The organism is Streptomyces sp. WG7 (assembly GCF_049975785.1).
In the GTDB taxonomy this organism is placed as follows: Bacteria; Actinomycetota; Actinomycetes; order Streptomycetales; family Streptomycetaceae; genus Streptomyces.
Genome location: NZ_JBNGGE010000041.1, coordinates 52,850 through 76,238, shown reverse-complemented (window position 1 = coordinate 76,238; position 23,389 = coordinate 52,850). Strand labels below are relative to the sequence as shown.

General features: G+C 73.0%; 17 protein-coding genes. 4 read left to right on the top strand and 13 right to left on the bottom strand.

The window, feature by feature from the left end:
- Positions 1–1,797: 1,797 nt before the first annotated feature.
- The 7 genes from ACP4J0_RS30360 to ACP4J0_RS30330 form a co-directional block, all read right to left on the bottom strand.
- Positions 1,798–2,931 (bottom strand): alpha/beta hydrolase, encoded by a 1,134-nt coding sequence (locus tag ACP4J0_RS30360; RefSeq protein WP_426601923.1) that lies wholly within the window; start codon positions 2,929–2,931, stop codon positions 1,798–1,800.
- Positions 2,932–3,110: 179 nt separating this feature from the next.
- Complete coding sequence (locus ACP4J0_RS30355) at positions 3,111–3,878, bottom strand: SDR family NAD(P)-dependent oxidoreductase (protein ID WP_426601922.1); 768 nt, start codon at positions 3,876–3,878, stop codon at positions 3,111–3,113.
- A gap of 58 nt (positions 3,879–3,936) precedes the next feature.
- Entirely contained in the window at positions 3,937–4,704 is a 768-nt protein-coding gene (locus ACP4J0_RS30350; RefSeq protein ID WP_426601921.1) for a glucose 1-dehydrogenase, read from the bottom strand.
- Positions 4,705–4,802: 98 nt separating this feature from the next.
- The gene (locus tag ACP4J0_RS30345) at positions 4,803–5,363 is read right to left on the bottom strand and encodes a cyclophilin-like fold protein (RefSeq protein WP_426601920.1); all 561 of its coding nucleotides are present in this window, start codon (positions 5,361–5,363) and stop codon (positions 4,803–4,805) included.
- Positions 5,360–6,025, bottom strand: coding sequence for an SDR family NAD(P)-dependent oxidoreductase (locus ACP4J0_RS30340; protein ID WP_426601919.1), 666 nt, complete (start codon positions 6,023–6,025; stop codon positions 5,360–5,362). Before ACP4J0_RS30340 ends, ACP4J0_RS30345 begins: the two co-directional genes overlap by 4 nt.
- A gap of 37 nt (positions 6,026–6,062) precedes the next feature.
- Positions 6,063–6,473 (bottom strand): (R)-mandelonitrile lyase, encoded by a 411-nt coding sequence (locus tag ACP4J0_RS30335; protein WP_426601918.1) that lies wholly within the window; start codon positions 6,471–6,473, stop codon positions 6,063–6,065.
- 26 nt (positions 6,474–6,499) lie between these two features.
- Positions 6,500–7,516, bottom strand: coding sequence for a zinc-dependent alcohol dehydrogenase family protein (locus tag ACP4J0_RS30330; RefSeq protein ID WP_426601917.1), 1,017 nt, complete (start codon positions 7,514–7,516; stop codon positions 6,500–6,502).
- Between the two features lie 213 nt (positions 7,517–7,729).
- On the opposite strand from ACP4J0_RS30330, the gene ACP4J0_RS30325 reads away from it, so the two are divergent.
- The gene (locus tag ACP4J0_RS30325; protein ID WP_426601916.1) at positions 7,730–8,614 is read left to right on the top strand and encodes a helix-turn-helix transcriptional regulator; all 885 of its coding nucleotides are present in this window, start codon (positions 7,730–7,732) and stop codon (positions 8,612–8,614) included.
- Between the two features lie 143 nt (positions 8,615–8,757).
- Here ACP4J0_RS30325 and ACP4J0_RS30320 read toward each other — a convergent pair whose 3' ends face one another.
- The 6 genes from ACP4J0_RS30320 to ACP4J0_RS30295 form a co-directional block, all read right to left on the bottom strand.
- Positions 8,758–10,644 (bottom strand): ABC transporter ATP-binding protein, encoded by a 1,887-nt coding sequence (locus tag ACP4J0_RS30320; RefSeq protein ID WP_426601915.1) that lies wholly within the window; start codon positions 10,642–10,644, stop codon positions 8,758–8,760.
- Positions 10,641–12,335: an ABC transporter transmembrane domain-containing protein gene (locus ACP4J0_RS30315; RefSeq protein WP_426601914.1), complete on the bottom strand. Its 1,695-nt coding sequence runs from the start codon at positions 12,333–12,335 to the stop codon at positions 10,641–10,643. Before ACP4J0_RS30315 ends, ACP4J0_RS30320 begins: the two co-directional genes overlap by 4 nt.
- The gene (locus ACP4J0_RS30310; RefSeq protein ID WP_426601913.1) at positions 12,332–13,864 is read right to left on the bottom strand and encodes an AMP-binding protein; all 1,533 of its coding nucleotides are present in this window, start codon (positions 13,862–13,864) and stop codon (positions 12,332–12,334) included. The genes ACP4J0_RS30315 and ACP4J0_RS30310 overlap by 4 nt, the downstream gene beginning before the upstream one ends.
- On the bottom strand, positions 13,861–15,792 hold the full coding sequence (locus ACP4J0_RS30305) for a condensation domain-containing protein (RefSeq protein ID WP_426601912.1): 1,932 nt from the start codon (positions 15,790–15,792) through the stop codon (positions 13,861–13,863). The genes ACP4J0_RS30310 and ACP4J0_RS30305 overlap by 4 nt, the downstream gene beginning before the upstream one ends.
- Positions 15,789–17,522 carry a carbamoyltransferase family protein gene (locus ACP4J0_RS30300; protein ID WP_426601911.1) on the bottom strand — a complete coding sequence of 578 codons (1,734 nt, stop codon included), beginning with the start codon at positions 17,520–17,522 and terminating at the stop codon, positions 15,789–15,791. The genes ACP4J0_RS30305 and ACP4J0_RS30300 overlap by 4 nt, the downstream gene beginning before the upstream one ends.
- A gap of 71 nt (positions 17,523–17,593) precedes the next feature.
- Positions 17,594–18,268 carry an XRE family transcriptional regulator gene (locus ACP4J0_RS30295; RefSeq protein ID WP_426601910.1) on the bottom strand — a complete coding sequence of 225 codons (675 nt, stop codon included), beginning with the start codon at positions 18,266–18,268 and terminating at the stop codon, positions 17,594–17,596.
- 474 nt (positions 18,269–18,742) lie between these two features.
- Between ACP4J0_RS30295 and ACP4J0_RS30290 the strand changes: the two genes are divergently transcribed.
- From ACP4J0_RS30290 to ACP4J0_RS30280, 3 genes are read left to right on the top strand one after another with little or no spacing between them, the layout of a single operon-like run.
- Positions 18,743–20,158: a KamA family radical SAM protein gene (locus tag ACP4J0_RS30290; RefSeq protein ID WP_426601909.1), complete on the top strand. Its 1,416-nt coding sequence runs from the start codon at positions 18,743–18,745 to the stop codon at positions 20,156–20,158.
- An 18-nt stretch (positions 20,159–20,176) separates the two neighbouring features.
- Positions 20,177–21,337: a capreomycidine synthase gene (gene vioD, locus ACP4J0_RS30285; RefSeq protein WP_426601908.1), complete on the top strand. Its 1,161-nt coding sequence runs from the start codon at positions 20,177–20,179 to the stop codon at positions 21,335–21,337.
- A 5-nt stretch (positions 21,338–21,342) separates the two neighbouring features.
- A complete protein-coding gene (locus ACP4J0_RS30280; protein ID WP_426601907.1) occupies positions 21,343–23,256 on the top strand; it encodes a non-ribosomal peptide synthetase in 1,914 nt (637 codons plus the stop codon).
- The last annotated feature ends 133 nt before the right edge of the window (positions 23,257–23,389 follow it).

The following is a 23,389-nucleotide window of genomic DNA, read 5'->3' as shown; positions in this document are numbered from 1 at the left end:
GGCTGTAGCTCGTCCGCCCGGACCAGACGATGTGGAGCGGCAGGTCCACGTTGCCCTCGACGGGACCGGCCAGCTCCGCAAGCGCTCGGGCAGTCGGCTGCGGTAGCGGTTCCGCAGTACCTCGGCGCGGGGGGCGGTGATCGTCGTGTCCATGCATCCAGTATCGCTGCTGGGAGGCGGCGGCATAGCAGATAGGGGACGCCCTACGTACGTACGGGTCGGGCGCCGCCCGCCCTTCCCTCGACCATCTCACTCATTGGGCGCTCAGCACATCATGGCCTACCCGTGCAGCCCTCAGCTGGCGCGGCAACCGGCTGCCCTGCCGACCCGGGTCCGGCCCCGCCCGCGGTCGATCATGACGCAGCAGGTCACGCGGAGGGCCGCCGCGGTGGGACCGGCTGGGGCTTCGGTCTCTCTGTCGGAAGTGACGACGGTGGCGAAGCCGAATCCCATGGCGTCGGCACAGTGGACGAGAAGGACACCGGGGCGGGGGAGGTCAGGACCCATGCCGCGGTCGACCTGTCGAGTACGCAGCGCGCCCGAGCGGGAGCCAGAGACCTGTCGAGGTCACCGGTCTTGGCGGCCACCTGGCCAAAAGCAGGCTCCCTGCCTGCGTTTTTGCAGGTCAAGGGCTGTTTCGACAGCCTACAACGAGTCGCATGTTCGGGCAGCTTCCCCCAGGTTTTTCAGGACTCATGCTGACCACTCGCTTACTTTCCTGACGCATCGTCAGGCGACTGGAGGAGAGTTTCGCCCGCTCTCCCGTCTCCCACCGCGACGACGGCACAAGCCTACGCAGCACCCTCTCGGGGGCATCCGTGATGACCGTCACCAGCCCCGCCACTCCCCGGTCGAATGCGTGCCGAAGTCCGGCCGACAAGACGGCGAGCGTGGGAGGGTGACCAGGTCAACGAGGGTGCGGCACTCGACACACCGAGCGCCTTTTGAGCGCCTACTCGTCCGTGGCAGCTGCCTCCGGAGCTGACCGCGCCGCTGCACCGCCTCGGCGTGCTGGCTGCACTTCATCCTCCGATCGCGGGCGCCATTTCCACGACATGGCGTCGATCGCTGCACGAGGAAGCCAACGCACAGATGCACGGTCGGCAGATCGCAGCACAACAACCAGGGGAGGTGCCGAGTCTCCGGCCTTGACCAGGTACGCCGAAGGGCCCGCCTCATTGGGGTCCGCCGCCCCACGGCCATCCGTGACAGCGGGCGCGGTCGGGGATCCGGCCTCATTCACCCCCGTCCGAACGGAGCCTCACTGAACTCTCCGCCGCAGGTCAGAACATCAATGCCCCCTCACCTGACGCAGTCCACCCGGAGGGATACGGCTGCGCGCAGCTGCATTGGGCCGCAGCCCCGCGCGGGCCCTGATAGCCCCCGCTACGACGACCGGGGCCTGGCCTACGAGGCGTACGCCGACATCTTCGACACCGCCGCGCCCTCGGGAACCTAGGCGCAGACCGAATACGGACACACTGCACCGGGCCGCGCTGCATCAGACTCAGCCCGGCGCGGACCGATTCTGCGGACGGTTCTCGCGTGCTGCCGCTTGGGCGATGACGGTACCAGGGCGATGGCGCCATGGACTCTGATCGGTCTGAACCAGCAACTTGACCGGATCGACACCAGTGACCTCGGTGTCCGCCTCCGCGAACTCGACGCGGACAACCAGCACTGGAAGCGCTGTTTCGGCTCCGCGAGCTCCCTGTCCGAACCGGTCTCGACAGGCCGTTGCCGACGTGAGGGCCCCCGACAGGCAGTAGCGGTACCGGCCTGCCGGGGGCCTGATGGTCAGGCGAGGTTCTCGGTGAAGAACTCGTCGAGCCGGTCAAAGGGGATGAGGTCCCTGCTGTCGTACAGGTCGACGTGGTCCGCGCCCGGGACGATCACGAGGTCGACGGTGTCGGGGGCCTTTGCCTGGACGTCCTCGGAGTAGTAGCGGGAGTGTGCGTCGGCGCCGGCCACCAGGAGCGCCTTGCGGGGGGCCAGCATGTCGATGTTCGTCATCAGCGGGAAGGCGAAGAACGACATCGGTGTGGTCGCGGTCCACGCGGTGGTGGAGTTGATCGAGCGCGGGTGGTAGCCGCGCTCGGTGCGGTAGTAGTCGAAGAAGCTCTGCGTGATCGGGTCGGCGTCCGCGGGGAGGGTCTTGGGCAGGACGCGGTCGGTGGGGGCGACGTTGCCGTTCTCGTCGAAGGGGACCTCGTGGGAGAGCCGCGCGTGGGTGCCGTTCTCGGCGTCGATCCAGCGCTGCCGGCTGACGTGGTCCACGATCTTCTGGCGCTGCTCACGTGTGTAGTAGTCCTCGTGGCCGCGGGATATGCTCCGCGACATGTCGTACATCGAGGTGGTGGCGACCGCCTTGATGCGGCTGTCTGCCGCAGCCGCGGTGAGCGCCATGCCGCTCAGGCCGCAGATGGCCTGTGCGCCGATCCGCTTGCGGTCGACGATCTTCTGCAGGCCGAGGAAGTCGACGGCGGCACTGTAGTCCTCTGTGTGGATGTCGGGCGAGGCCACGTCGCGCACCGTGCCGCCGCTCTCCCCGGTGAAGGAGGGATCGAAGGCGAGGGTGACGTAGCCACGGCGGGCGAACTCGTTGGCGTAGAGCCCCGAGGACTGTTCCTTGACCGCGCCGAACGGGCCGCTGACGACCAGGGCGGGCAGCTTGCTCCTGCCCTTCTTCGGCACGTAGAGGTCTGCGGCGACCTCGATGCCGTATCGGTTCTTGAACCGCACCGGGGTCCGCTTGACGTTCTTGTCCAGTGCGAAGGTGTAGCCGCCCGTGGCTGCGGTCCTGCCCTGCCCTGCGGCGCCGGCGGCGGCGCTGCGGCCGGTCTCCGCACCGAAGGAGGGCGCGGCTGTGAAGGAGGCGGCGGTGGCGGCACCGGCGGCGGCGATCAGTCCGAGCGCTTTGCGACGTTCCATGGAGTGGACCTCATCTTCAGTCGGTTGAGGAAGTGCGCAACGGCCCGCGGGGGCGTGACCGAGGCGCGATGTGGGGAGACCGCCTCTTGCGTCCGGCGTGGCGAGTCGGGTGCTGCGCGACCCGGACACGCCCGAGTCGGACGAGGACGGCCTCTCGGCTTGATGGCAGTGCCGGGGAGTTACTGGGCGGTGTAGCCGCCGTCGACGGGCAGGGCGATGCCGGTGACGTAGCTGGCGCCGGGGCTGGAGAGCCACAGGACGGCCTGGGCGATTTCGTCGGCGGTGCCGAGACGGTCGATGGCCTGGCCGGTTTCGGCCTGGGTGCGGTCGAGTTCGCCGCCGTCGATCATGGCGTCGACCATGGGAGTGGCGATGGTGCCGGGGCAGACGACGTTGATGCGCACGCCGCGGGGTCCGTATTCGAGGGCGGCGCTCTTGGTCAGGCCGATCACGCCGTGCTTGGTGGCGTGGTAGGCGGCGCGGCCGGGGTTGCCGACGAGGCCGCCGAGGGAGGAGCAGTTGACGATGGTGCCGCTGCCCTGGTCGCGCATGTGGCGCAGTTCGTGCTTCATGGCCGCCCAGATGCCGCGCAGGTTGATGCTCTGGACGCGGTCGAACTGTTCGGCGCTCTCGTCGGCGGCATCGGTGGGCGGGGGCATGATGCCGGCGTTGTTGTAGGCCATGTCGAGGCGGCCGAAGGTTGCTACGGTGCGGTTGACCGCGGCGGCGACCTGGTCCTCGTCCGTGACGTCGCAGACCAGGGCGAGGGCCCGGTGGCCGGCGTCGGCGAGCTCCTTCGCGGCGGCGTTGACGGCCGGCTCGTCGATGTCGGCGAGGGCGACGGCGGTGCCGGCTTCGGCGAACGCGCGGGCGGTGGCCAGGCCCATGCCGGAGGAGGCTCCGGTGACGAAGGCGGCCTGGCCGGTGAAGTCGTAGACGGGGTTCATGGGGAAGGTCCTCGCACGGGGTTCGGGGGTGGTCTTGCGGGCGGGGATGCCGGGAGGCTCAGGTGGTCTGGCCGCCGTCGACGACGAGGGCGGTGCCTGTGGTGAAGGCGGCGTCGGCGGAGCACAGCCAGAGCACGGCGGAGGCGATCTCCTCGGGCGTGCCGAGGCGGCCGACGGGCTCGTCGGCGATGAGTCCTTCGCGGCCTCCGGGGCGGGTGTCGCCGAAGCGGCGGATCATCTCGGTGTCGATGATCCCGGGGCAGACGGCGTTGACACGGATGCCCTGTGCGGCGTGGTCGAGGGCGGCGGAACGGGTGAAACCGATGATCCCGTGCTTGGCGGCGGCGTAGGCGGCCTGCCCCTTGAAGCCCTTGATCCCGGCTCCGGAGGAGACGTTGACGATCGCCCCGCCGCCGTCCTGGCGGAGCATCTGCCGGACCTGTGCCCTGGTGCACAGGAAGGCTCCGGTGAGGCTGACGCCGAGGATACGGTCCCAGTCGTTCTTGGCGGTGTCGGCGGCCGGCTGGACGGGCTGCTCGACGCCGGCGTTGTTGAAGGCGGCGTCCAGGCTCCCGAAGCGCTCGACAGTTCGGTCGACCGCGGCCTGGACGTCGTCCTCGCTGGTGACGTCGCAGGTGAGGGCGAGGGCGTCGCCTCCTGCGGCGTCGATGAGGCGGGCGGTTTCGCGTAGGCCGTCACCGGACAGGTCCGCGAGGGCGACCCGGGCGCCCGCGCGGGCGAAGGCGAGGGCGGTGGCCCGGCCGATGCCGCCGGCGGCGCCGGTGACGAAGGCGGTCTTGTCGTGGAAGTCGTAGGTGACGCTCACGTGTGTTCTCCCTTCGAAAAGGCGGGCCGCAGGCGTCGGGCCCGGAGATGGATCAGTGCCGCAGGGGCGCCGGTGCGCCGGCGAGGAGGCGGGACGGGTCAGGTGGCGGCCTTGACGGTGATGCTGGTTGCCCGGCCGAGCTGGTCGGCGCTGACGTCGAGGTGGCCGAGGACGAGCAGGTCCGGGGAGGGAGCGGGCCCGTCCTGGTAAAAGAGGGCGAGGTTACCCCAGGGGGCGTAGTAGGCGATGTCGCCGACGGCGGCAGCGACCGGTTCGGGGGCGCCGGCGGTGTCGAGCTTGCGCGGCAGGTCGGCGACCCGCTCGGTGCCGTGGAAGTCCTTCAGGTCCAAGGTGAGCGGCAGCAGCGCGGCGAAGTCGCGGACGGTGGGGCTGTCGTTCAGGACCGCGTCGACAGGGCGGCCGTCGAGGGTGACGTGGATGTTCATGGAGGTGTCCCTCCCGGAGGCGGACGACGAGGTAGGGGCCGCCGTCTCCCGCTGCCCCGCCGGGGCTGAAGCAGAGGGGGTGGCGGCCGGGGTGGTCTGCTGTGTTCCGCTGGAGCAAGCACTGATGGCCAGCATCAGGGCGGCCGCCGAAGCGGCACGGCCCGGGCGACGGCGGACTGCGAAGTCCAGGGGCGGCGCCCCGAGGGTGGTCATGTGGGCAGGGGCTCGGCGTAGTGCCGGAAGGGGCCGCGCTCGGTGTGGATGGCGTACAGGCGTTCGGCGAGCGCGTCGGGGCTGGAGTGCCCGGCGGCCGGGTGGATGGCGCCGGGGACGATGAGCTGGGCGGCGTGGATGTTCTCGGGCGCGAGGGCGTCGTGGAGCATGGCCGCGTAGGCGCTCTCGGCGGCGAACGCGATCGAGGTGCCGGCCACCTCGGGATTCGGGCGTACGGCGCTGGCACCGTTGACGAACAGCAGCGTGCCCCGGCCCAGCTCCCGCATCCCGGGCAGGACGGCGTGCACACAGGTCACCGGCCCCTTGACGGAGAAGGCCAGTGGATCGTCCAGGTCGGCGACACCGGTGTCCAGGACCGGCTTCATGAAGTCGCCGCGAGGCACCGGGCTGAACTGGAGGACCTCGATCGGTCCCAGTTCCTTGGTCGCTGCGGCCAAGGCCGCGGTCAGGGAGGCGGGGTCGAGGACGTCGGCGGTGAAGCCGCGTGCCTGAATGCCGTCACCGTCGAGTTCGCCCACCAGGGCGTCGAGGTGATCGGCATTGCGGGCCAGGAGGGCGACGTGGTGGCCGGCGGCACCGAACCGGCGGGCGGCAGCCAGCCCCAGTCCGAGGCCGGCGCCGACAACAGCGAACGTGGTCACGGTGAGCCTTTCAGGTGACGGCGGTACGGGCGCGGTGTCAGCCGGCGGCCGGGGCGGCGGTGTACTCGTCGTCGGTGACGGGCTCCAGCCAGTGCACGACGGCGTGGTCGTCGTCGCCCTCGTTGATGGCCACGTGGACCATCAGCCGGTTGGGGGCGGCGCCGTGCCAGTGCTCCTCGTCGGCCTCGAACAGGACGCGGTCGCCGGGCCGGATGACCTCCACTGGGCCGCCGCGACGCTGGCACAGGCCGACGCCTTCGGTGACGAAGACGGTCTGCCCGAGCGGGTGGCGGTGCCAGTGGGTGCGGGCGCCGGGCATGAAGTGCACCAGGGAGGCGGTGACCCGGGAGGGGGCGGGGGCGGCGGCGACCGGGTCGATGTAGACGTCGCCGGTGAACCAGTCGGCCGGGCCCTTGGCGGTGTCGATCGAGCTGCGGGTGATCTGCACGGGTGCTCCTTGTCCGGTGGAGGGGGTCAGGGCTTGAGGAGGGTCTTGACGGCGCGGCGCTCGTCCATGGCCTGGTAGCCCTCGGCGACCTGCTCCAGGGGCAGGGTGAGGTCGAAGACCTTGCCCGGGTCGATCCGGCGGGCCAGGACGCGGTCGATGAGGTCGGGCAGGTAGCGGCGTACGGGCGCGGGGCCGCCGCGCAGGCCGACGTGGGAGAAGAACAACTCCTGGCCGTCGATGGCGACCTCGTGGGGGACGCCGACGAAGCCGACGCTGCCGCCGGGGCGGGCGGAGTGCAGGGCCTGGCTCATGGCCTCGCCGGTGCCGACGCACTCCAGGACGCTGTCGGCACCGATCCCGCCGGTCAGCTCCTTGATCTTCGCAACGCCCTCGTCGCCGCGCTCGGTGACGATGTCGGTGGCACCGAACTCCCGGGCGAGCTTCTGCCGGGACTCGTGCCGCGACATGGCGATGATCCGCTCCGCGCCCATCTCCTTCGCCGCGATCACCGCGCACAGGCCGACCGCGCCGTCGCCGACGACCACGGTGGTCGAGCCGGGCCGCACCTCGGCGGCGTCCGCGGCCCACCAGCAGGTGCCCATCACGTCGGAGACGGCCAGCAGGCCGGGCCATATCTCCTCGCCGGGCACCTCGTCGGTGGCCACCAGGGTGCCTTGGGCATTGGGGATGCGCATGTACTCGGCCTGGCAGGTGGACATGAACTCGCGGTGCAGGCAGTTCGACTGGAAACCGTTCTGGCAGTTCGCGCAGGTGTTGTCGGACGTGGCGAACGAGCCGACGACGAACTGCCCCGGCTTCACCGCGGTGACCTCCGAGCCGACCTCCTCGACGAAGCCGACGTACTCGTGGCCCATCGGGTGCGGGTCGCCGATCGGCTCGGCGCCGCGGTAGGGCCACAGGTCGGAGCCGCACACGCAGGTGAGGGCCGTGCGGATGATCGCGTCGGTGGGGTGGAGCAGCTTCGGGTCCTCCAGGGACTCGAAGCGGACGTCACCGGGGGCGTGGATGACTGCGCCGCGCATGAGAGAGATTCCTTCGCGTGCCGGGGGCCGGCGATCCCGTAGGCCGGGGCCGTCGCCGAGTGCGGGGCCGGGTGCAAGATCCCGTCGTGACGACCGGACGACAAGCACCACGTCATCCAGGTAACCCGCTCGTCGCGCGTGGAGCGAGGCACCGTCAAGGGGTGTACCGCCAGTACATCCCTATGGACGCGGGCGGGACGTACCGTCGAAGGCGTGGACAACCAAGCAGAGGTCCGCGAGTTCCTGACCTCGCGGCGAGCCAATATCACTCCCGGGCAGGCCGGCCTGCCCTCCGGGAGCCGCCGACGGGTACCGGGCCTGCGCCGCAGTGAGGTCGCCGCGCTCGCCGATGTGAGCGTGGAGTACTACGCCAAGCTGGAACGTGGCAACCTCGCCGGCGTCTCCCCGGCCGTCCTCGAGGCCGTCGCCCGTGCGCTCCAGCTCGATGACGCCGAGCGCGCGCACCTGCTCAACCTCGCCCACGCCGCCGACGGCTCCGACGCCCTCACCCGCCCCCGGCGCCGCACCGCGCAGTGGAAGGCGCACCGGAGCCTGCAGTGGGTTCTGGACGCCGTCACCGCCGGCCCCGCCTTCGTACGCAATGGCCGCATGGACCTGCTCGCCGTCAACGAGCTCGCCCGCGCCTTCTACGCAGACGTCTACGCCTCGGCCGGCAACCAGGCGAACCTGGCCCGCTTCCAGTTTCTCGACCCCGCCTCGCGCCGCTTCTACCCCGACTGGGAGCAGGCCGCCGACGTCGCCGTGGCCATCTTGCGCACCGAAGCCGGCCGCAGCCCCCACGACAAGGGCCTGCACGACCTCGTCGGGGAGCTGTCCACCCGCAGCGACGCCTTCCGCACCCGCTGGGGTGCCCACAACGTCCGCCACCACGGCACCGGCACCAAGCGCTTCCACCACCACACCGTCGGCGACCTCACCCTCGCCTACGAGGGCCTGGAGATGGCCGCCGCCCCGGGGCTCACCCTCACCATCTACACCGCCGAACCCGGCTCGGCCTCCGAGGAGGGCCTGAGGCTCCTCGCCTCCTGGGCCGCCACGCAGAACACCGCCTCGCCCGCGGAACAGCGTGCCGACTGACCACCACGGGCTTCTTCAGGGGCGCCGAGGGGGGCGTGAGAGCCCAGCACCCGTAGCGCGTAGGGCTTCTCCAGCGGGCCCGGTTTCAGCGTCGGCGCCGGTTGAGTCGGGGGGATGACCGTCGTCCCGTGCCGTCGGAGCAGTCACGTCTCCGCCTGCTCCTCGGCCTTCTTCTGTCCCCACGCCGGCGGGCCGGAGTGCCGGGCCGCCTGCCAGGAGTGCCACAGGGACGCGTAGGCACCGTCCGCCGCCAGGAGTTCCTCGTGGCTGCCGAGCTCGACGATCCGGCCGCGGTCCATCACCGCGATGCGGTCGGCGTCCCGCACCGAGTCCAGGCGGTGCACGATGGAGATCACCGTACGGCCCGCGATCAGCGCCGCGAGCGAACGCTCGACCCGGCGTGACGCGGTGGAGTCCAGCAGTGCCGTGGCTTCGTCCAGCACCAGTGCGTGCGGGTCGGACAGCAGCAGCCGGGCCAGTGCCAGTTGCTGGGCCGCCGACGGGGACAGCGGTGCGGCGCCCGGGCCGATCCCGGTGTCGAGGCCGTCGGGGAGGGTGTGTGCCCAGTCCGCCAGCAGAACCGTCTCCAGCGCCTCCCACAGCCGCTCGTCCGGCGGCGGCTCCTCGCAGGCCAGCGTGAGGTTGTCCCGTAGCGTGCCGGTGAACACGTGCTGTTCCTGGGTCACGAGGACGATCTCGCGGCGCAGTTGGCCCACCGGCAGGCTGCTGATCTCGGCGCCGCCGATGCGCACGCTCCCCCGGGTCGCGTGGTGCACGCCGGCCAGGAGTTTGCCGAGGGTGGACTTGCCCGCGCCGGAGGCACCGACCACGGCCAGGCGCTCGCCGAAGGCGATGTCGAGGTCGATGTCCGACAGGACCTCGCGGCCCGGGGCGTAGCCGAAGCCGACGCCCTCCAGCCGGATGGCGTGGCCCTCGGTGGCCGCGGGTGGCCGCGGCTCCTCGCGCGGCAACCGGTCCGCGCCCAGGATCCTGCGCAGCGCGGCGTTCCCGATCTGCAGTTCGTCGGTCCAGGTGAGCAGGTCGTTCAGGGGCTCGCCGAGCGCTTGGACGTAGAGCACCACGGCGGTGAGTTCGCCCAGTCCCACGGCACCGTCCCGGTAGGCGAGTCCGCCGATCAGCAGGGTCAGCGCCATCGGCACCATGGTGGCGAGGTCCAGGCTGGGGAACCAGACGGTCTGGAGCCAGGTGGTGCGCTGCCGGGTCCGTACCACCTGGTCGACCGCCCGGCCGTGACGCCGGATCTGGCGGGGCCCGAGCCCGAGGGACTCGACGGTGGCGGCGCCGCGGGCGGTCTCGTGCGTGACGGCCAGGACGTCGGCCTCCTGAGCGAGCAGGCGCTCGTAGGCGCGGGTCGCGCGCGGCCGGTACCACCAGGTCGGCAGGAGGGCGAAGGGCACTCCGGCCAGCAGTCCGAGGGCGAGCAGGGGCGAGGTCAGCAGGATCGCCGCGAAGGTGAACACCAGGGTGACGGCGGCCAGCGCGATGCGCGGGACCGCCTGCCGGATGCTCTCGTTGAGCCGGTCGGCGTCGGTGGTGGCGCGGCTGAGGAGGTCGCCGGTACCGACGCTCTCCACCTCCGACAGCGGCAGCCCGAGCGCCCTGCGGACGAACGTCTCGCGGGTGCGCGACAGGACGCGCTCCCCCAGCAGCGCGGCCCGGGTGCGGGCGGCGCGGGCGAGCAGCGCGTGGGTGACGAGGACGGCGACGAAGGCCAGGGCGAGCAGGTCGACCCGGCCCGCGGTGGTACCGGCCTTGACGGATTCGACCAGGTGGCCCAGGAGTCGGGGTCCGATCAGGCCCGCCACCAGAGCGGCGGCGAACAGCGCGAAGGTGAGGGCCAGCCGGGCGGCCTCGTCGCGCAGGAAGGCACCGACCCAGGCGCGGACGTCCGCCCGGTCGGCGAGCGGCAGCCGCCCCGGGTGGCCGGGCGTGCCGTCGGGTCCGGGGGTGGTGGGCGGGGCCGGAGTGGCTTCGGCGGTGGGGTGGGCCTGGGCGGGTGTCGCCGTCACGAGGGGACTCCTGTGGAACGGTCGGGGCTGCCGGGTACGGGGTCCGGGCAGAGGCGGACCTCGCGGTCGGCGACGCCGCGCCACAGCGGGCTGTCGCTGAACACGACGGTGGTGCGCCCCGCCCGCGCGGCGGCGACCCGTTCGACCACCCGGGCCTCGGTGTGGGCGTCGACCGAGGAGGTGGGGTCCTCCAGCACCAGCACGTCGGGAGCCGCGAGCAGGGCCCGCGCGAGGACGAGGCGCTGGCGCTGACCGCCGGACAGGGCACGGCCGCCCTCGTCGAGCGGGGTGTCCGGACCGGCGGGGAGGGCTTCCACCACGTCGGCGGCGTCGGCGGTGAACAGCGCGCGCTCCAGGTCCCGCGGCGAGCGGGCGGATTCCGCGGTCAGTTCGTCCCGTACGGTGCCGCTGAACAGGGTGTCGGCGGGTCCGGACCGGAGCACCCGGGAGCGCAGTTCGGCGAGGTCCACCCGGTCGAGCGGGACACCGCCGAGCAGCACGGGCGGGGCACCGTCACCGGTACCGCCGGGGCGGGTGAGCCGGTCGGCGAGGTTCCCGGTGCGGTCGGCGGGGGCGACGACCACGGTGAGCCGTCCGGCCTCGGCGGTGATGCCGGTGCGGGCGTCCGCCAGCGAGAGCGGTCCCGGGGGCAGCGGCTCGGGCTGTACGGGCTGGGTGGTCTCGGGGGTGAGGCGCAGCAGGGCGCAGACCCGGCCGGCGGCGACCTTGGCCAGGCTGAGCGTCTCGGCGGCCTCGGTCGCGGTGCTCACCGGGAGGGTGAGGAAGGCCGACGCGCCGTAGAAGGCGACGAGTTCGCCGGCGGTGATGGTGCCCTGCAGGGCGAGGCGTGCGCCGAACCAGACGATGCCGACGGTGACGAGGCCGGGCAGGAAGACCCCGGCCGCCTGGAGCCAGGCCTCCATCCGGCCGGCCGACTCGCCGGCCCGCCGGACCTCCTGGCTGGTGCGGCGGAAGCGTTCGGCGAAACCCGCCTCGCCGCCGATGCCGCGCAGGATCCGCAGACCGGCGACGATGTCACCCGCTTGGGAGGTGGCGATGCCCATCTGTTCGCGCTGGGCCTCGTCGCGTTCCTGGAGGGGCCGCAGCAGCGGTCCGATGCCCAGGACGGCGGCCGGGACCCCGATGAGCACGGCCAGTCCGAGCACGGGCGAGGTGGCGGTGAGGGCCACGGCGACGAGCACGGCGGCGAACACCGCGCCGATGGTGCGGCCGACCACCTCGAAGGCGTTGCCGATGGTGTCGACGTCCGCGGCGGCCGAGGCAGCCACGTCACCGGAGTGTGCCTTGCCGCGGAGGGTGGCGCCCAGCCGGACCACGTGCCGCATCAGGACGCGGTGGGTGTGCGACAGGGCGTGCGCCTCGGCGCCCACGGCGGCCTGGATCAGGCCGGCGCCGGCGAGGGCCTGGACGATGCCGAGGCCGAGCGTGAGCAGGGCCCACAGGTAGAGGCCGGCCCGGTCGCCTCCCTGGCCGGCCTCGTCGATGGCCCGTCCGATGACGAGCGGGACCAGGGCCAGGGGGACCATCCAGAGGGTGCCGAGCACGGCGCTGAGCAGCAGCGGTCCGGGCCGGATCCGCGCCAGCCACCACAGGTAGGCCCAAGGGCCCCGCGCGTCCGCCTCGGGCAGGGTGGCGGGGGCCACCGAGGCGTCGAAGAGCCGGTTGGTCACAGGTACCGGTCCCGGGTGGCCGCGCGGTCGACCTTGCCGGTGCGGGTGTGCGCCAGTCGGGGGACCGCGACGATCCGGTCGGGGACGATGTGTTCGGGGAGCGTGGCGCGCAGGTGCGCGCGCAGCGCGGCGGGCTCGGCCGCGACGCCGCCGTCGTCCGGCGTGTTGCCGCCGGGCGCGACGACCACGAAGGCGACGAGCGCGGTGTGCTCGCCCTTGGCGTGCGCGGCGGCGGCGACGGCGGTGACACCGGGGAGCCGTCCGATGGCCTCCTCGACGTCCAGCAGGTCGACCCGGTGACCGCGGATCTTGACCTGGTGGTCGCTGCGGCCGTGGAAGACCAGGGCACCGTCGGCGGACTCGTGGACGAGGTCGCCGGTGCGGTACCAGCGGGTGGTGCCGCCGCCGAAGTCGGCGTCGACGAAGCGGGCGGCCGTGCGGTCGGGGTCGTCGAGGTAGCCGGTGGCGAGCTGGGGGCCGGCCACGAGCAACTCGCCGGGGCCGTCGGGCGCGTCCGGGCGTGGCACCACGACCTGCCGTACGGAAGGCAGCGGGTGACCGATCGGGACGCCCTCGGGGAAGGGGTTCCCGGCCTCCCGGGGTCCGGCACCGGGCCCGGCGAGGACGGCGCTGTGGGTGACGAGGGCGGTCTCGGTGGACCCGTAGGTGTTGAGGAGCCGTACGTGGTCGGCGCCGAGCCGGTGCCAGCGCTCCAGCATGTCGGGGCGGACGGCCTCGCCGCCGATGACGACGGTCTCGACGGTGCCGGGGAGTTTCCGGCCGGTCTCCAGCAGGTGGCCGGTGTAGATGTGCCAGTAGTCGACGGGCAGGTTGACCAGGGTGACCTCGTTGTCGGTGAGGACCCGGTCGAGGTCCGCCTCGGCGTCACCGTCCAGCACGACGAGTCCGCCCTCCAGGAGCGGCGGCAGGATCTCCTCCAGGCTGGTGTCGCCGTCGGCACGGGTGAAGTTGAGGGACACGGTGTCCGGACCGACCTGGTACAGCTCGCGCAGCGGGGGCAGGACGGCGTGCAGCGCCCGGTGCGGGACGGCCACGGCCTTGGGAGCACCGGTCGATCCGGAGGTGAACAGCACGTAGGCGGGGTCGTCGGCGCGGACCGGTCTGCCGTTGCCCGGGACGGGGGCGCGGGACGGGCCCCAGTGGGGGCGCAGGACGCGGTCGACGGCGGGCAGCCGGTCGGTCTCGGCGGTGGCGACCAGTTCCCGGCAGCCGAGGGCGCGCAGGGCCTCGCCGGTGTGACCGGAGGGGCCCTCGGGCACCGCCACGTAGCCGCGGCCGGCCGCGAGCGTGCCGAGGATCGCGGCGATGTCCCGGACGCTGTGGTGCAGGGTGACGGCCACGGGCGGATGCGGTCCGGGTGCGCGGGTGACGACCAGGTCGGCCACTGCCCCTGCCCAGCAGGCCAGTTGGCCGTATCCGACCGTCATTCCGTTGTCGATGACCGCCGGTCGGCCGGGATCGGAGCGGGCGATGGTGAAGAAGCGCTCGAGCACGCTGGGGAGGGTCATGGCAGGTCGCCTTCTTCTGTGCGTCCGGGAGGTGTTCGGTCGCCGCGAGTCCCGGCCGCGTCGGGGCCCGCCGTTCCGGATTCCGCCGTACCGGATTCCGCCGTACGGGATTCCGTCGCCCGCGGTCCTGTCGCGTCGGGTCCTGCCTCGTCGGGACCTGTCGTGTCTGATCCCGTCGTGTCGGATCCCGTCGCGTCGGATCCCGTCGCGTCGGATCCCGTCGTGTCGAGGAGTGCCGTGAGGGCCGACCGGTGGCGGGCGGCGAGGTCGCGTACGGTCGCCTCGTCGTGCAGGGCGGTGGAGTACCACCATTCGACGCGCAGCACCTCGTCGTCGGTCGTGGCGATCACCTCGATGAGGTGGGGCCGCGTCCAGTGCGGGGCGGTGATGTCGCCGATGGCCTCGGGTGCCATGTCCGGCAGCAGGGTGCGCAGGGGCAGGGCGTCCGCGTCGTCGCCCTCGAAGTCGAAGGAGATGTCGCTGGGCGGGGCGGCGCGCAGCGTGGCCGAAACGCGCGGCCGGCCGTGGCGGCTGAGCGCACCGAATCCCACTCCCCCGCCGGGCAGGGCAGCGAGGTGGCCGACGGTCCGCGCCAGCCGTTCGGCCGGGGTGCCGGGGGCCAGGTCCAGGCGGACGGGCACGGTGGTGGTGAACCAGCCGGTGGTGCGGGCCAGATGCGTGTCGCCAACGGTCTCCTCGCGCCCGTGCCGCAGGATGTCCACCCGGACTTCCGTCTCGTCCAGCCACCCGGCCAGCACCTCGCCCAGGGCGTGCAGGACCAGGTCGCCGGGGTGGGCGCGGTGGGCGCGGGCCGCCGTGTGGAGGCGCGTGGTGAGCTCCGGCGGGAACTCCTCGCGGTACGTCGCGGCGGTGCGGGCGGTGTTCGCGGCCCGCGGGTCGGCGGCGGCGTGGTCCAGCGGGATGGTCGCGGGGGTGCGGACCACCTCCGTCCACCACTCGGCCTCCGCCTCGGCCTCGGGGGTGCGGGCGTGGGCGGCCAGCGCCCGGGCCCACTCGGGATACGGGGTTCCCTCGGCGCACCAGACGTCGCGACGCCCGGCTTCGAGCGCCGTGTACAGCTCCTCCAGGTCTTCCAGGAGGACGGACCACGAGACCATGTCGAACGCGATCTGATGAATGACGATCAGCAGTCGCCCCGGGCGGGTCGGGCCCGCGTCGAAGCGGACGAACCGGGCCACGGGTCCGAGCTGCGGATCCAGTGCCCCCTGTTCGACCGTGCAGCGCAGGGTGACCGCGGCCGGCAGTTCGGCGTCGGAGAGCTCGCTGATGTCCACCGTGTCCAGCACCGGGCCGAGGGCCGCGCCGGGCGGGCCGTCGGGGTCGACGGCCACCACCAGTTGCCGGGGCCGCCGGGCCGGGCGGGCCTCGACGGCCAGGCGCAGCGAGGCGTGCCCGGCGACCAGGCGGCGGACGGCCTCGGCGAACAGTTCGCCGTCGAGGTCCGGCCGGGTGGTGAAGAGCATCGCCTGGTTCCAGTGGCCCCGCTCGCCGGCCTGCTCCTCCCAGGACTGTTCCTGCGGAGGGGTGAGCACGACCGGGGCGTGGCCGACGCCGGGCGGTGCGACATCGGCGGTACGGCGCCGGACAGCGCGGTCGGCGACCAGCGCGGCCAGCCGGGCCGTGGTCATCTCCGGCACGGTCAGCTCGCGCAGTTGCACCCGGACGCCGAAGGCGGCCTCGACCCGGCGGGCGGTGCGGATGAGGTCGAGGGAGTCCACTCCGAGGTCGAGCAGCGGGGCCGACAGGTCGGCGTCCGGCGTCAGCACGGTGTCGGCGAGCCAGGCGTCCAGCCGGGCGCGGATCTCCTCGACGCTGGGACCGGGCATATCCGATGGGCCGGACGCCGGGGCGGCGGGGGCTTCGGCGTCCGCGGCGGGGCCGGGGTGCCGGCGGGCCGGGGCCGTCATGAGCGGATCCCGCGCACGGCACCGTCGGGGCGGCGGATCAGGAACGGTCCGAGGGCCAGGGCGTCCATCGGCAGCCGGTGGAAGGTGGCGAGGGCGTCGTGCGGGCTGCAGACGACCGGTTCGTCCCGGCCGTTGAAGGAGGTGTTCAGGACGACCGGGCTGCCGGTGTGCGCGCCGACCGCGCCGATGAGCCGGTGGTAGAGGGGGTCGACGCCGGCGGAGACCGTCTGCGGCCGGGTGGTCCGGTCGCTGTGGACCACCGCGGGCATGACGGCGGCGCCGGCCTCGGTGACCGGAGTGGTGACGATCATGTACGGCAGCGGGGTGGTGGTGCCGATCAGGGCTTCGGCCGCCTCTTCCTGCATGCTCGGGGCGAACGGCCGCCACGCCTCGCGGTCCTTGATCCGGACATTGACCCGGTCGCGGGTCCGCTCGGGGGTCGGCACGGCGACCATGCTGCGGTGGCCGAGGGCACGAGGACCGCCCTCGGCCCGACCCTGGAACCACCCGGCGACTCCGCCGGCGGCCAGGACGTCCGCCGTCGCGGCGGCGATGTCCGCGGGCTCGGTGTAGGCGGTGCCGGAGGCGTCCAGGACACGGCGGATCTCGTCCGGGCTCCACTGCGGGCCCCAGGCCACCGAGCCGTTCATGGGCCGGATCCGGTCGCCCTCCTGGGCCGCGACCCAGACCGCCGCGCCGAGCGAGACACCCTGGTCACCGGCGAGGGGCTGGACGAAGAGGTCCTGCACCTCGGGCATGCGCATGAGCTTGCCGTTGAGGGTGGCGTTGAAGCCGACGCCGCCCGCGACCAGCAGTGTGGTCTCGCCGCTCTCCCGGAGCAGGCTGCGCACGAGGGCCGTGACCGCCCGCTCCAGCGCCGCCTGGGCCGTGGCCGCGATGTCGCGGTATTCGAACGGGTCCCGGTCGGTGACCCTGGTGTAGCGGCCCGCGCGGGGGTCGAAGCGGCGGACGGAGCGGTTGGGGGCGTCCGGCAGTGCCTTCTCCAGGTGCTCCAGCCAGTGCCGTACGGTGGCCGTCTCCTCGTCGGTGGTGCCGGTGGAGCGCAGGTCCCGCGGGACGGCACCGATGGTGAAACCGTCGTCCGTGAAGCCGAGGGCACCGCCGAGGGTGAGGTCCTGGGGAGTGCCGTACGAGGCCAGGCCCATCATCTTGCCGGCCGCGTCGGAACCGAGGCCGGTGTACGCGCAGACCGCGGCGTAGAAGTAGCCCAGTGACCAGCCGGGCGGGTAGGTGCGCAGGGTCTTGATCTCGCCGTCGGCACCGACGGCGAGCGTGGTGCTCACGTCCTCGCCCTGGCCGTCCAGGACCAGGACGGCGCCGCGGTCCCGCCCGGAGAGGTGGTAGGCGCTGGCGGCGTGGGCGACGTGGTGGTCGACGAACGTCAGCCGCGGGTCGCGGGCGCGTGGGAACAGTGCCTTGGGCAGCAGGTGCTCGAGCGCACCGGCGTCGTCGGCGAACCAGTCCAGGCCCCGGTCGCGGAACAGCTTGGGCAGGTCCCATCCGTGGGCGACGACGTCGATGTCGTCCAGGGTGAGGCCGCCCTCCGCGAGACAGTGGGCGGCGGCGTTGAGGGGTGCCTCCCCGTAGGCGTGCTTGTTCCGGGTGAAGCGTTCCTCCTCGGCCAGGGCGATGACTTCGCCGTCCACGACGAGGCAGGCGGCCCCATCGTGACTGGCCCCGGGCCAGCCGTTGACTCCGAGCACACGCATGGTCAGTCCCCAAGGGTCGGTCGGGATCGTCCGGTCGCACCCCGCGCCCAGGCGGCGCGGGGTGCGACCGGTCACGCCGACCGATCTTGTCTACCGGCCGGGTTGTACACGACCTTCGACGTTGTGCGGAGATCCGCGGCGAAGATCGCGGACGCCGCCTTGAGTACCTCGTTGGCGCGCCGCAGCTCCTCGACCTCGCTGCGCAGCCGGCGCAGTTCGGCCCGTTCGTCGCGGGTCAGCTCGTCGCCGCTGCGACCGTGCGCGGAGGTGGTGGGCGCGTGGCGGCCGGAGTGCCCCCGGCCGTGCTCCGGGTCCCGGCCGGGGCCGCGGGCCGCGTTGCGGTCCGGGCCGGCGCCGCGGGCCGCGTTCCGGTCCGGGCCGTGGTCCGTACTCCGGTTCCGGTCCGGGCCGAGGTCGGATCTCTGGGCGGCGCCCCGCTCCGTGCCCCGCTCCGGAACACCGTGCGCGGCCGGGCGGCGGCCGGAGCGCGAAGACTCCCGCTCCGCGCCGCCCGGCCGCCCGTGTCCCGGTGCGGCGCGTGCCTCCAGTTCCTTGCTGACGCTGTGCCAGCGACGTGACCACAGCTCCAGGTCTCCCCCACACGCGGCCACATAGGCGAGGGTCACCCTCAGCGAGGGTTTGTGCAGCCCCCGTGCGGCCTCGGAGAGCGTGGCGACGGAGTAGTGCGCCCGTTTCGCCATGGTGCGGTACGAGGGTTTTCCGGCCTCCGTCCGTAAAGTGCGCAAGTCGTGGGCGAATTCCTCCAGCGGGCCTGCAGTAGGATCCAATAACCGCTCTGGCCTGGGCACATGTTCCCCCTGGTAGTCGGTTGTGTCGGCGCGACGCGGGTTCCGTCGAGCCGTACAACCGTGGTCAGCGGTGTGCGGTGGTCGACGGTCGATCAGCCGGAGACCGCCGGGGTCCCGGTATGCCGGCCTGCGTGGCTGATCTGCGGCCATTGGTACATGCCACTGGCATACGCATCAACCTCACGACCGGCAATTCAGGCCAGCCCGGAGCCGGTCGCGCGGTCCGGGAGTGCTGTCCGTTCCCCTGCGGCACCGGCCGACGGATTCCGCTTCCCATTGAACAGCCCTCGTTGTACAGGGGCACTTGCCCTGTGCGCCCCGTACAAATTCCTCTCGTGTACAACCCTTCACGCTCTGCAAGATCGGCGGCAGGCGATACGGCCGAAACCGATGGGATGGGGTGGCGGGCCGGTGGACACAGCACGCAGACAGACGGATTCAGCAACCCTGGAAGGCGTCTACGAGTACCGCAGCCGTCCACTCGTGGAGCCGGACTGGCGGCGCCTGCCCGGGTGGCGCGACGTCACCGCCGCCGAGTGGGCGGACCCCCAGTGGCAGCGCGCCCACTGCGTGAAGAACGCGAAGGACCTGCGCGCGGTCATGGGCGACCTGCTGGACGAGCGCTTCTACGCGGACTGGGAGCAGGACCGGCTGCACCGCGCCACCATGTCGGTGCTGCTGCCGCCCCAGATGCTCAACACCATGGCCCCGGAGGCGCCCGGCGCCCGTCCGGGTGAGCTCACCAAGGCGTTCTACGACGACCCGGTACGCCGGTACATGCTGCCGGTCTTCTCCGACCGGCACCCGCAGTGGCCCTCGCACCCGATGGCCGACCGGGACTCCCTGCACGAGCAGGAGATGTGGGTGGTGGAGGGGCTGACCCACCGCTACCCCACCAAGGTGCTGGCCGAGTTGCTGTCGACGTGCCCGCAGTACTGCGGGCACTGCACGCGGATGGACCTGGTGGGCAACTCGACGCCCCAGGTGGCCAAGAACAGGCTCCGGCTCAAGCCGGCCGACCGGGCCGACCGCATCCTGGAGCACCTGCGCGCCTCGCCCGGCATCCGGGACGTGGTGGTCTCCGGCGGCGACCTGGCCAACATGCCCTGGCCGCGCCTGGAGCGCTTCGTGAGCGACCTGCTGGAGATCGAGTCGATCCGGGACATCCGGCTGGCGAGCAAGGGGCTGATCGGACTGCCCCAGCACTGGCGGTCCGGCCCGGTGCTGGAGGGCGTCGCCCGGATCGCGCGGACGGCCCGGTCCCGCGGAGTGCGCGTCGCACTGCACACCCACGCCAACGCCGCCCAGCAGATCACCCCCGCGGTGGCGGACGCGGCCTGGGCACTGCTGGGCGCGGGACTGCACGACGTACGCAACCAGGGCGTGCTGATGCGCGGGGTCAACGACAGCGCGCACGACCTGCTCGACCTGTGCTTCGCGCTCATCGACCACGCGGGGATCACGCCGTACTACTTCTACATGTGCGACATGATCCCGAACGCCGAGCACTGGCGGGTGCCGCTGCACCGCGCGCAGTTGATACAGCGTCAGATCATGGGGTACCTCCCCGGTTTCGCCACGCCCCGTCTCGTGTGCGACGTGCCGCTGGCCGGCAAGCGCTGGGTGGAGCAGGTCGACTCCTACGACCGCGAACTCGGTGTGTCGCACTGGAGCAAGAGCTATCTCACCCCGCTGGAAGCGACGGACCCGGAGGCCCACAGCGGCTCGTACCACTACTACGACCCCATCGACACGCTTCCGCTCGCCGGACAGCGGTGGTGGCGGGACACCCGTCAGAACTCCCATCAGGACTCACGTCAGGGATAGAAGGGACAGTTGCGCACCATGAGCAGTCTGCGTCCGCTGCGTGAGGACCCCCCGGTGCTGGAGGAGTGGTACCGCCGGCACCTGGGCCCCGGCATCCACGACATCAGCTCCAGCGGCGTCCACCCGTACACCTTCGCCGAAATACGTGAACTGTGCCGCATCCCGGCCGAGGACCTGGACGCCGTCGTCATGGACGACAGCGTTTCCCAGGGAGGCGCGGGCATCCGGCAGGCGATCGCCGACCGGTACGCGGGCGGCGACGCCGACCGGGTGCTGGTCACCCACGGCTCCAGCGAGGCCATCGCCCTCACCCTGGGCACGCTGCTGCGGGCCGGTGACCGGGTGGTCGTCCAGCAGGGCATCTACCACTCGCTGGGCCACTACCCGCGGGCGGCGGGCTGCGAGCTCGCCGAACTGCCGGCCGCGGCGGTGCACGACGGCGAGATCGACGAGAACGTGCTGGAGAACCTGGTCACGCCCGGGACCACGGCCGTCGTCGTCAACTTCCCGCACAACCCCTCCGGGGCCACGCTGTCGCCGCAGGGTCTGAAGGCGCTGACCGAACGGACCGCCGCGGTCGGCGCGACCCTGGTGTGGGACGCCGCGACCGCCGAGATCGCGCACCGCTGGGAGGTCCTCCCGGACCCCGCCGCCACCCGCGGCGACACGATCTCCTACGGCACCTTCTCCAAGACCTTCGGTCTGCCGGGGCTGCGGGTCGGCTGGGCCATCGCGCCGCCGGAGCTGATCACCGCCGTCTTCCCGCTGCGTGACCGGACCACGCTCTTCCTGTCCCCGCTGGTCGAACTGATCGCCGAGCGGGCGATGGACCACGCCGACGTGCTCATCGGCACCCGGGCGGCCGAGGCGCGGTGCAACCTGGCCCACCTCACCCGGTGGATGGCCGAGCACGAGGACCTGGTGCGCTGGACGCCGCCGGAGGGCGGGGTGTGCGCGCTGCCCGTCTTCCGCGGACTGGAGCGGGCCGCGGACGGACCGGCGGCAGCGGAACGGTTCTGCCTGGAGCTGCTCTCCCGCCACCGTACGCTCCTCGTGCCGGGTACGGCGTTCGGTGTGCCGTACGGTGCCCGGCTCGGCTTCGGCGGCCCGGAGGAGGGCTTCCTGGCCGGGCTCGCCGGGCTGTCGGAGTTCCTGCGCACCCGCGGGGCCGCCCGGTGACCGCCGTGGTCGGACCCGACGTGCTGGACCTGTGGGGCATCTGTGCACGGGAACACGCGGACGAGCCCGCGCTGGTGACGCCGCAACGGGTGCTCACGTACCGGTCGGTGGACCGGCTGACCGATTCCTGGGCCGGTTCCCTGGCCGCGCGCGGCGCGGGCCCCGGGCGGCTGGTGGGTCTCGCGTTCCCCGACCCCGGGCGCACGGTGCTGGGCATGGTCGCGGCGCTCAAGGCCGGGGCCGGGTTCACCGTACTGGACGACCGGCTGCCCGCCGCCGCCCGGGACGCGCTGGTGCGCCGTACGCAGGCGGCGGTGTGGCTCGGCGACGGCGCCCACGCACCCGCGACGGCGTACGTGCCGGCCGGGCCCGCCGACACCACGGCGTACGTGCCGGCCGGGCCCGCCGACACCGGTGGCGGGACGACGGACGCGGACGGCTCCGCCCTCCCGCGGCCGCTGCGGGCGGCGACCGGCGGCGACGTCGCGTACGTACTGTTCACCTCCGGGTCCACCGGGCAGCCCAAGGGCACGGTCGTCGAGCGCGACGCGCTCGGCCGGTTCGCGGCCGCGGTCACCGAGCGGCTGGAACTGGCCCCCGGGGACCGCTGGCTCCAGGTCTGTTCGCTGGGATTCGACGTCCTGATCGAGGAGGTCTTCCCGGCGCTCGTCTCCGGCGCGGCCGTGGTGTGCCGGGCCGACACCCGGGCCCTGGACGCGGAGGAGCTGCACACGACGATGGCCCGCACCGGGACCACCGTGGTGGAACTGTCCACGCAGTACTGGCTGGAGTACACCCGCTGGCTCGACGCGCGCGGCGTGACCACCCCGGCCGATCTGCGCCTGGTGGTGGTCGGCGGCGAGCGGATGGACCCGCGGCCCTACCGGGACTGGCAGGCCCGCCAACCGGCCCGGCTGGCCCACGTGTACGGGCTGACCGAGTGCACCGTCACCTCCACCTTCTACACCGGGCAGCTCCCGGCCGACGCCGAGGAGGTTCCGCTCGGCACGCCGCTGCGGGACGTGGAGATCAGCGTCCGGCGCGACGGGCGGCCGGTGCCGCGGGGCGAGTCGGGCGAGATCCACATCGGCGGACCGCTGCTGGCCCGCGGCTTCCTCGGTGACGAGGCCGCCACGGCCCGCCGGTTCGTCCCCGATCCGCTGTCCGCCGCCCCTGGGGCGCGCGTGTACACGACGGGCGACCTGGGCCGGATCGACACCGACGGGAACCTGGTCTTCCTCGGGCGGCTCGACGACCAGGTGAAGATCCGCGGTCATCGGCTGGAGCCGGCCCGGGTGGAGCGCGCCCTGTGCGAGGACCCGGCCGTGGGCCAGGCCGTGGTGTTCCCCGACCCGCGGACCGGAACCGTGCTGTGGGCCTTCACCGTCCCGGCCGACCCGCGGCTCGCCCCGCGGCCCGGCGAGGCGGTCCGTGTGACCGGGGCCGAGCGGGACGCCATCGTGGCGCCGTTGGAGGCGCACCTGCCCGACTGGGCCGTGCCCAGGGTGCTGTACCGGGTGTCCGTCCTGCCGAAGAACCCGCACGGCAAGATCGACAAGCGGCGGCTGGGCGACTGGGCCACGGCGTCGGGGACGGCGACCGCCGTTTCGGGGCAGTGCCCGGACTCGGCCGGCGCCCCGGCAGCGGTGCCGGGCGCCGGTGCCGGGCCGGAGCCCTCCGACGAACCGCTGTCCACCGTCGTGGACCTCTTCCGCGAAGTCCTGGGCGCCCCGGCGCTCGGCCCCGACGACGACTTCTTCGAGCACGGCGGGCAGTCCCTGCTCGCCATGCGCCTGCTCGCACGGATGCGCGAGGCGTTCCCCGCGGCGGCCGGACTGCGGGCGAGCGCCCTGTTCCGTTGCCCCACCCCCCGGCTGCTGGCCGGGGCACTCCCTGCCGCCGGGGCCGCCCGGCCCTGACCGGCCGCGGCGCGCGCGGACCGCTGTCGCGCACCTGACGGGTCATCGCACCACCCGGCACCACCCGAGGGCCCGCGGGCCCGGTCTCCGGCCGCCCGTGGGCAGTAACCGTCCCGACACTCGACGAGAGTTG

Bases quoted from the DNA above. Each gene is read 5' to 3' on its own strand.
- ACP4J0_RS30345 (WP_426601920.1), bottom strand. From the start codon at position 5,363: ATGACCACCCTCGGGGCGCCGCCCCTGGACTTCGCAGTCCGCCGTCGC.
- ACP4J0_RS30355 (WP_426601922.1), bottom strand. From the start codon at position 3,878: ATGAACCCCGTCTACGACTTCACCGGCCAGGCCGCCTTCGTCACCGGA.
- ACP4J0_RS30305 (WP_426601912.1), bottom strand. From the start codon at position 15,792: ATGACGGCCCCGGCCCGCCGGCACCCCGGCCCCGCCGCGGACGCCGAA.
- ACP4J0_RS30360 (WP_426601923.1), bottom strand. From the start codon at position 2,931: ATGGAACGTCGCAAAGCGCTCGGACTGATCGCCGCCGCCGGTGCCGCC.
- ACP4J0_RS30300 (WP_426601911.1), bottom strand. From the start codon at position 17,522: ATGCGTGTGCTCGGAGTCAACGGCTGGCCCGGGGCCAGTCACGATGGG.
- ACP4J0_RS30310 (WP_426601913.1), bottom strand. From the start codon at position 13,864: ATGACCCTCCCCAGCGTGCTCGAGCGCTTCTTCACCATCGCCCGCTCC.
- ACP4J0_RS30330 (WP_426601917.1), bottom strand. From the start codon at position 7,516: ATGCGCGGCGCAGTCATCCACGCCCCCGGTGACGTCCGCTTCGAGTCC.
- vioD (WP_426601908.1), top strand. From the start codon at position 20,177: ATGAGCAGTCTGCGTCCGCTGCGTGAGGACCCCCCGGTGCTGGAGGAG.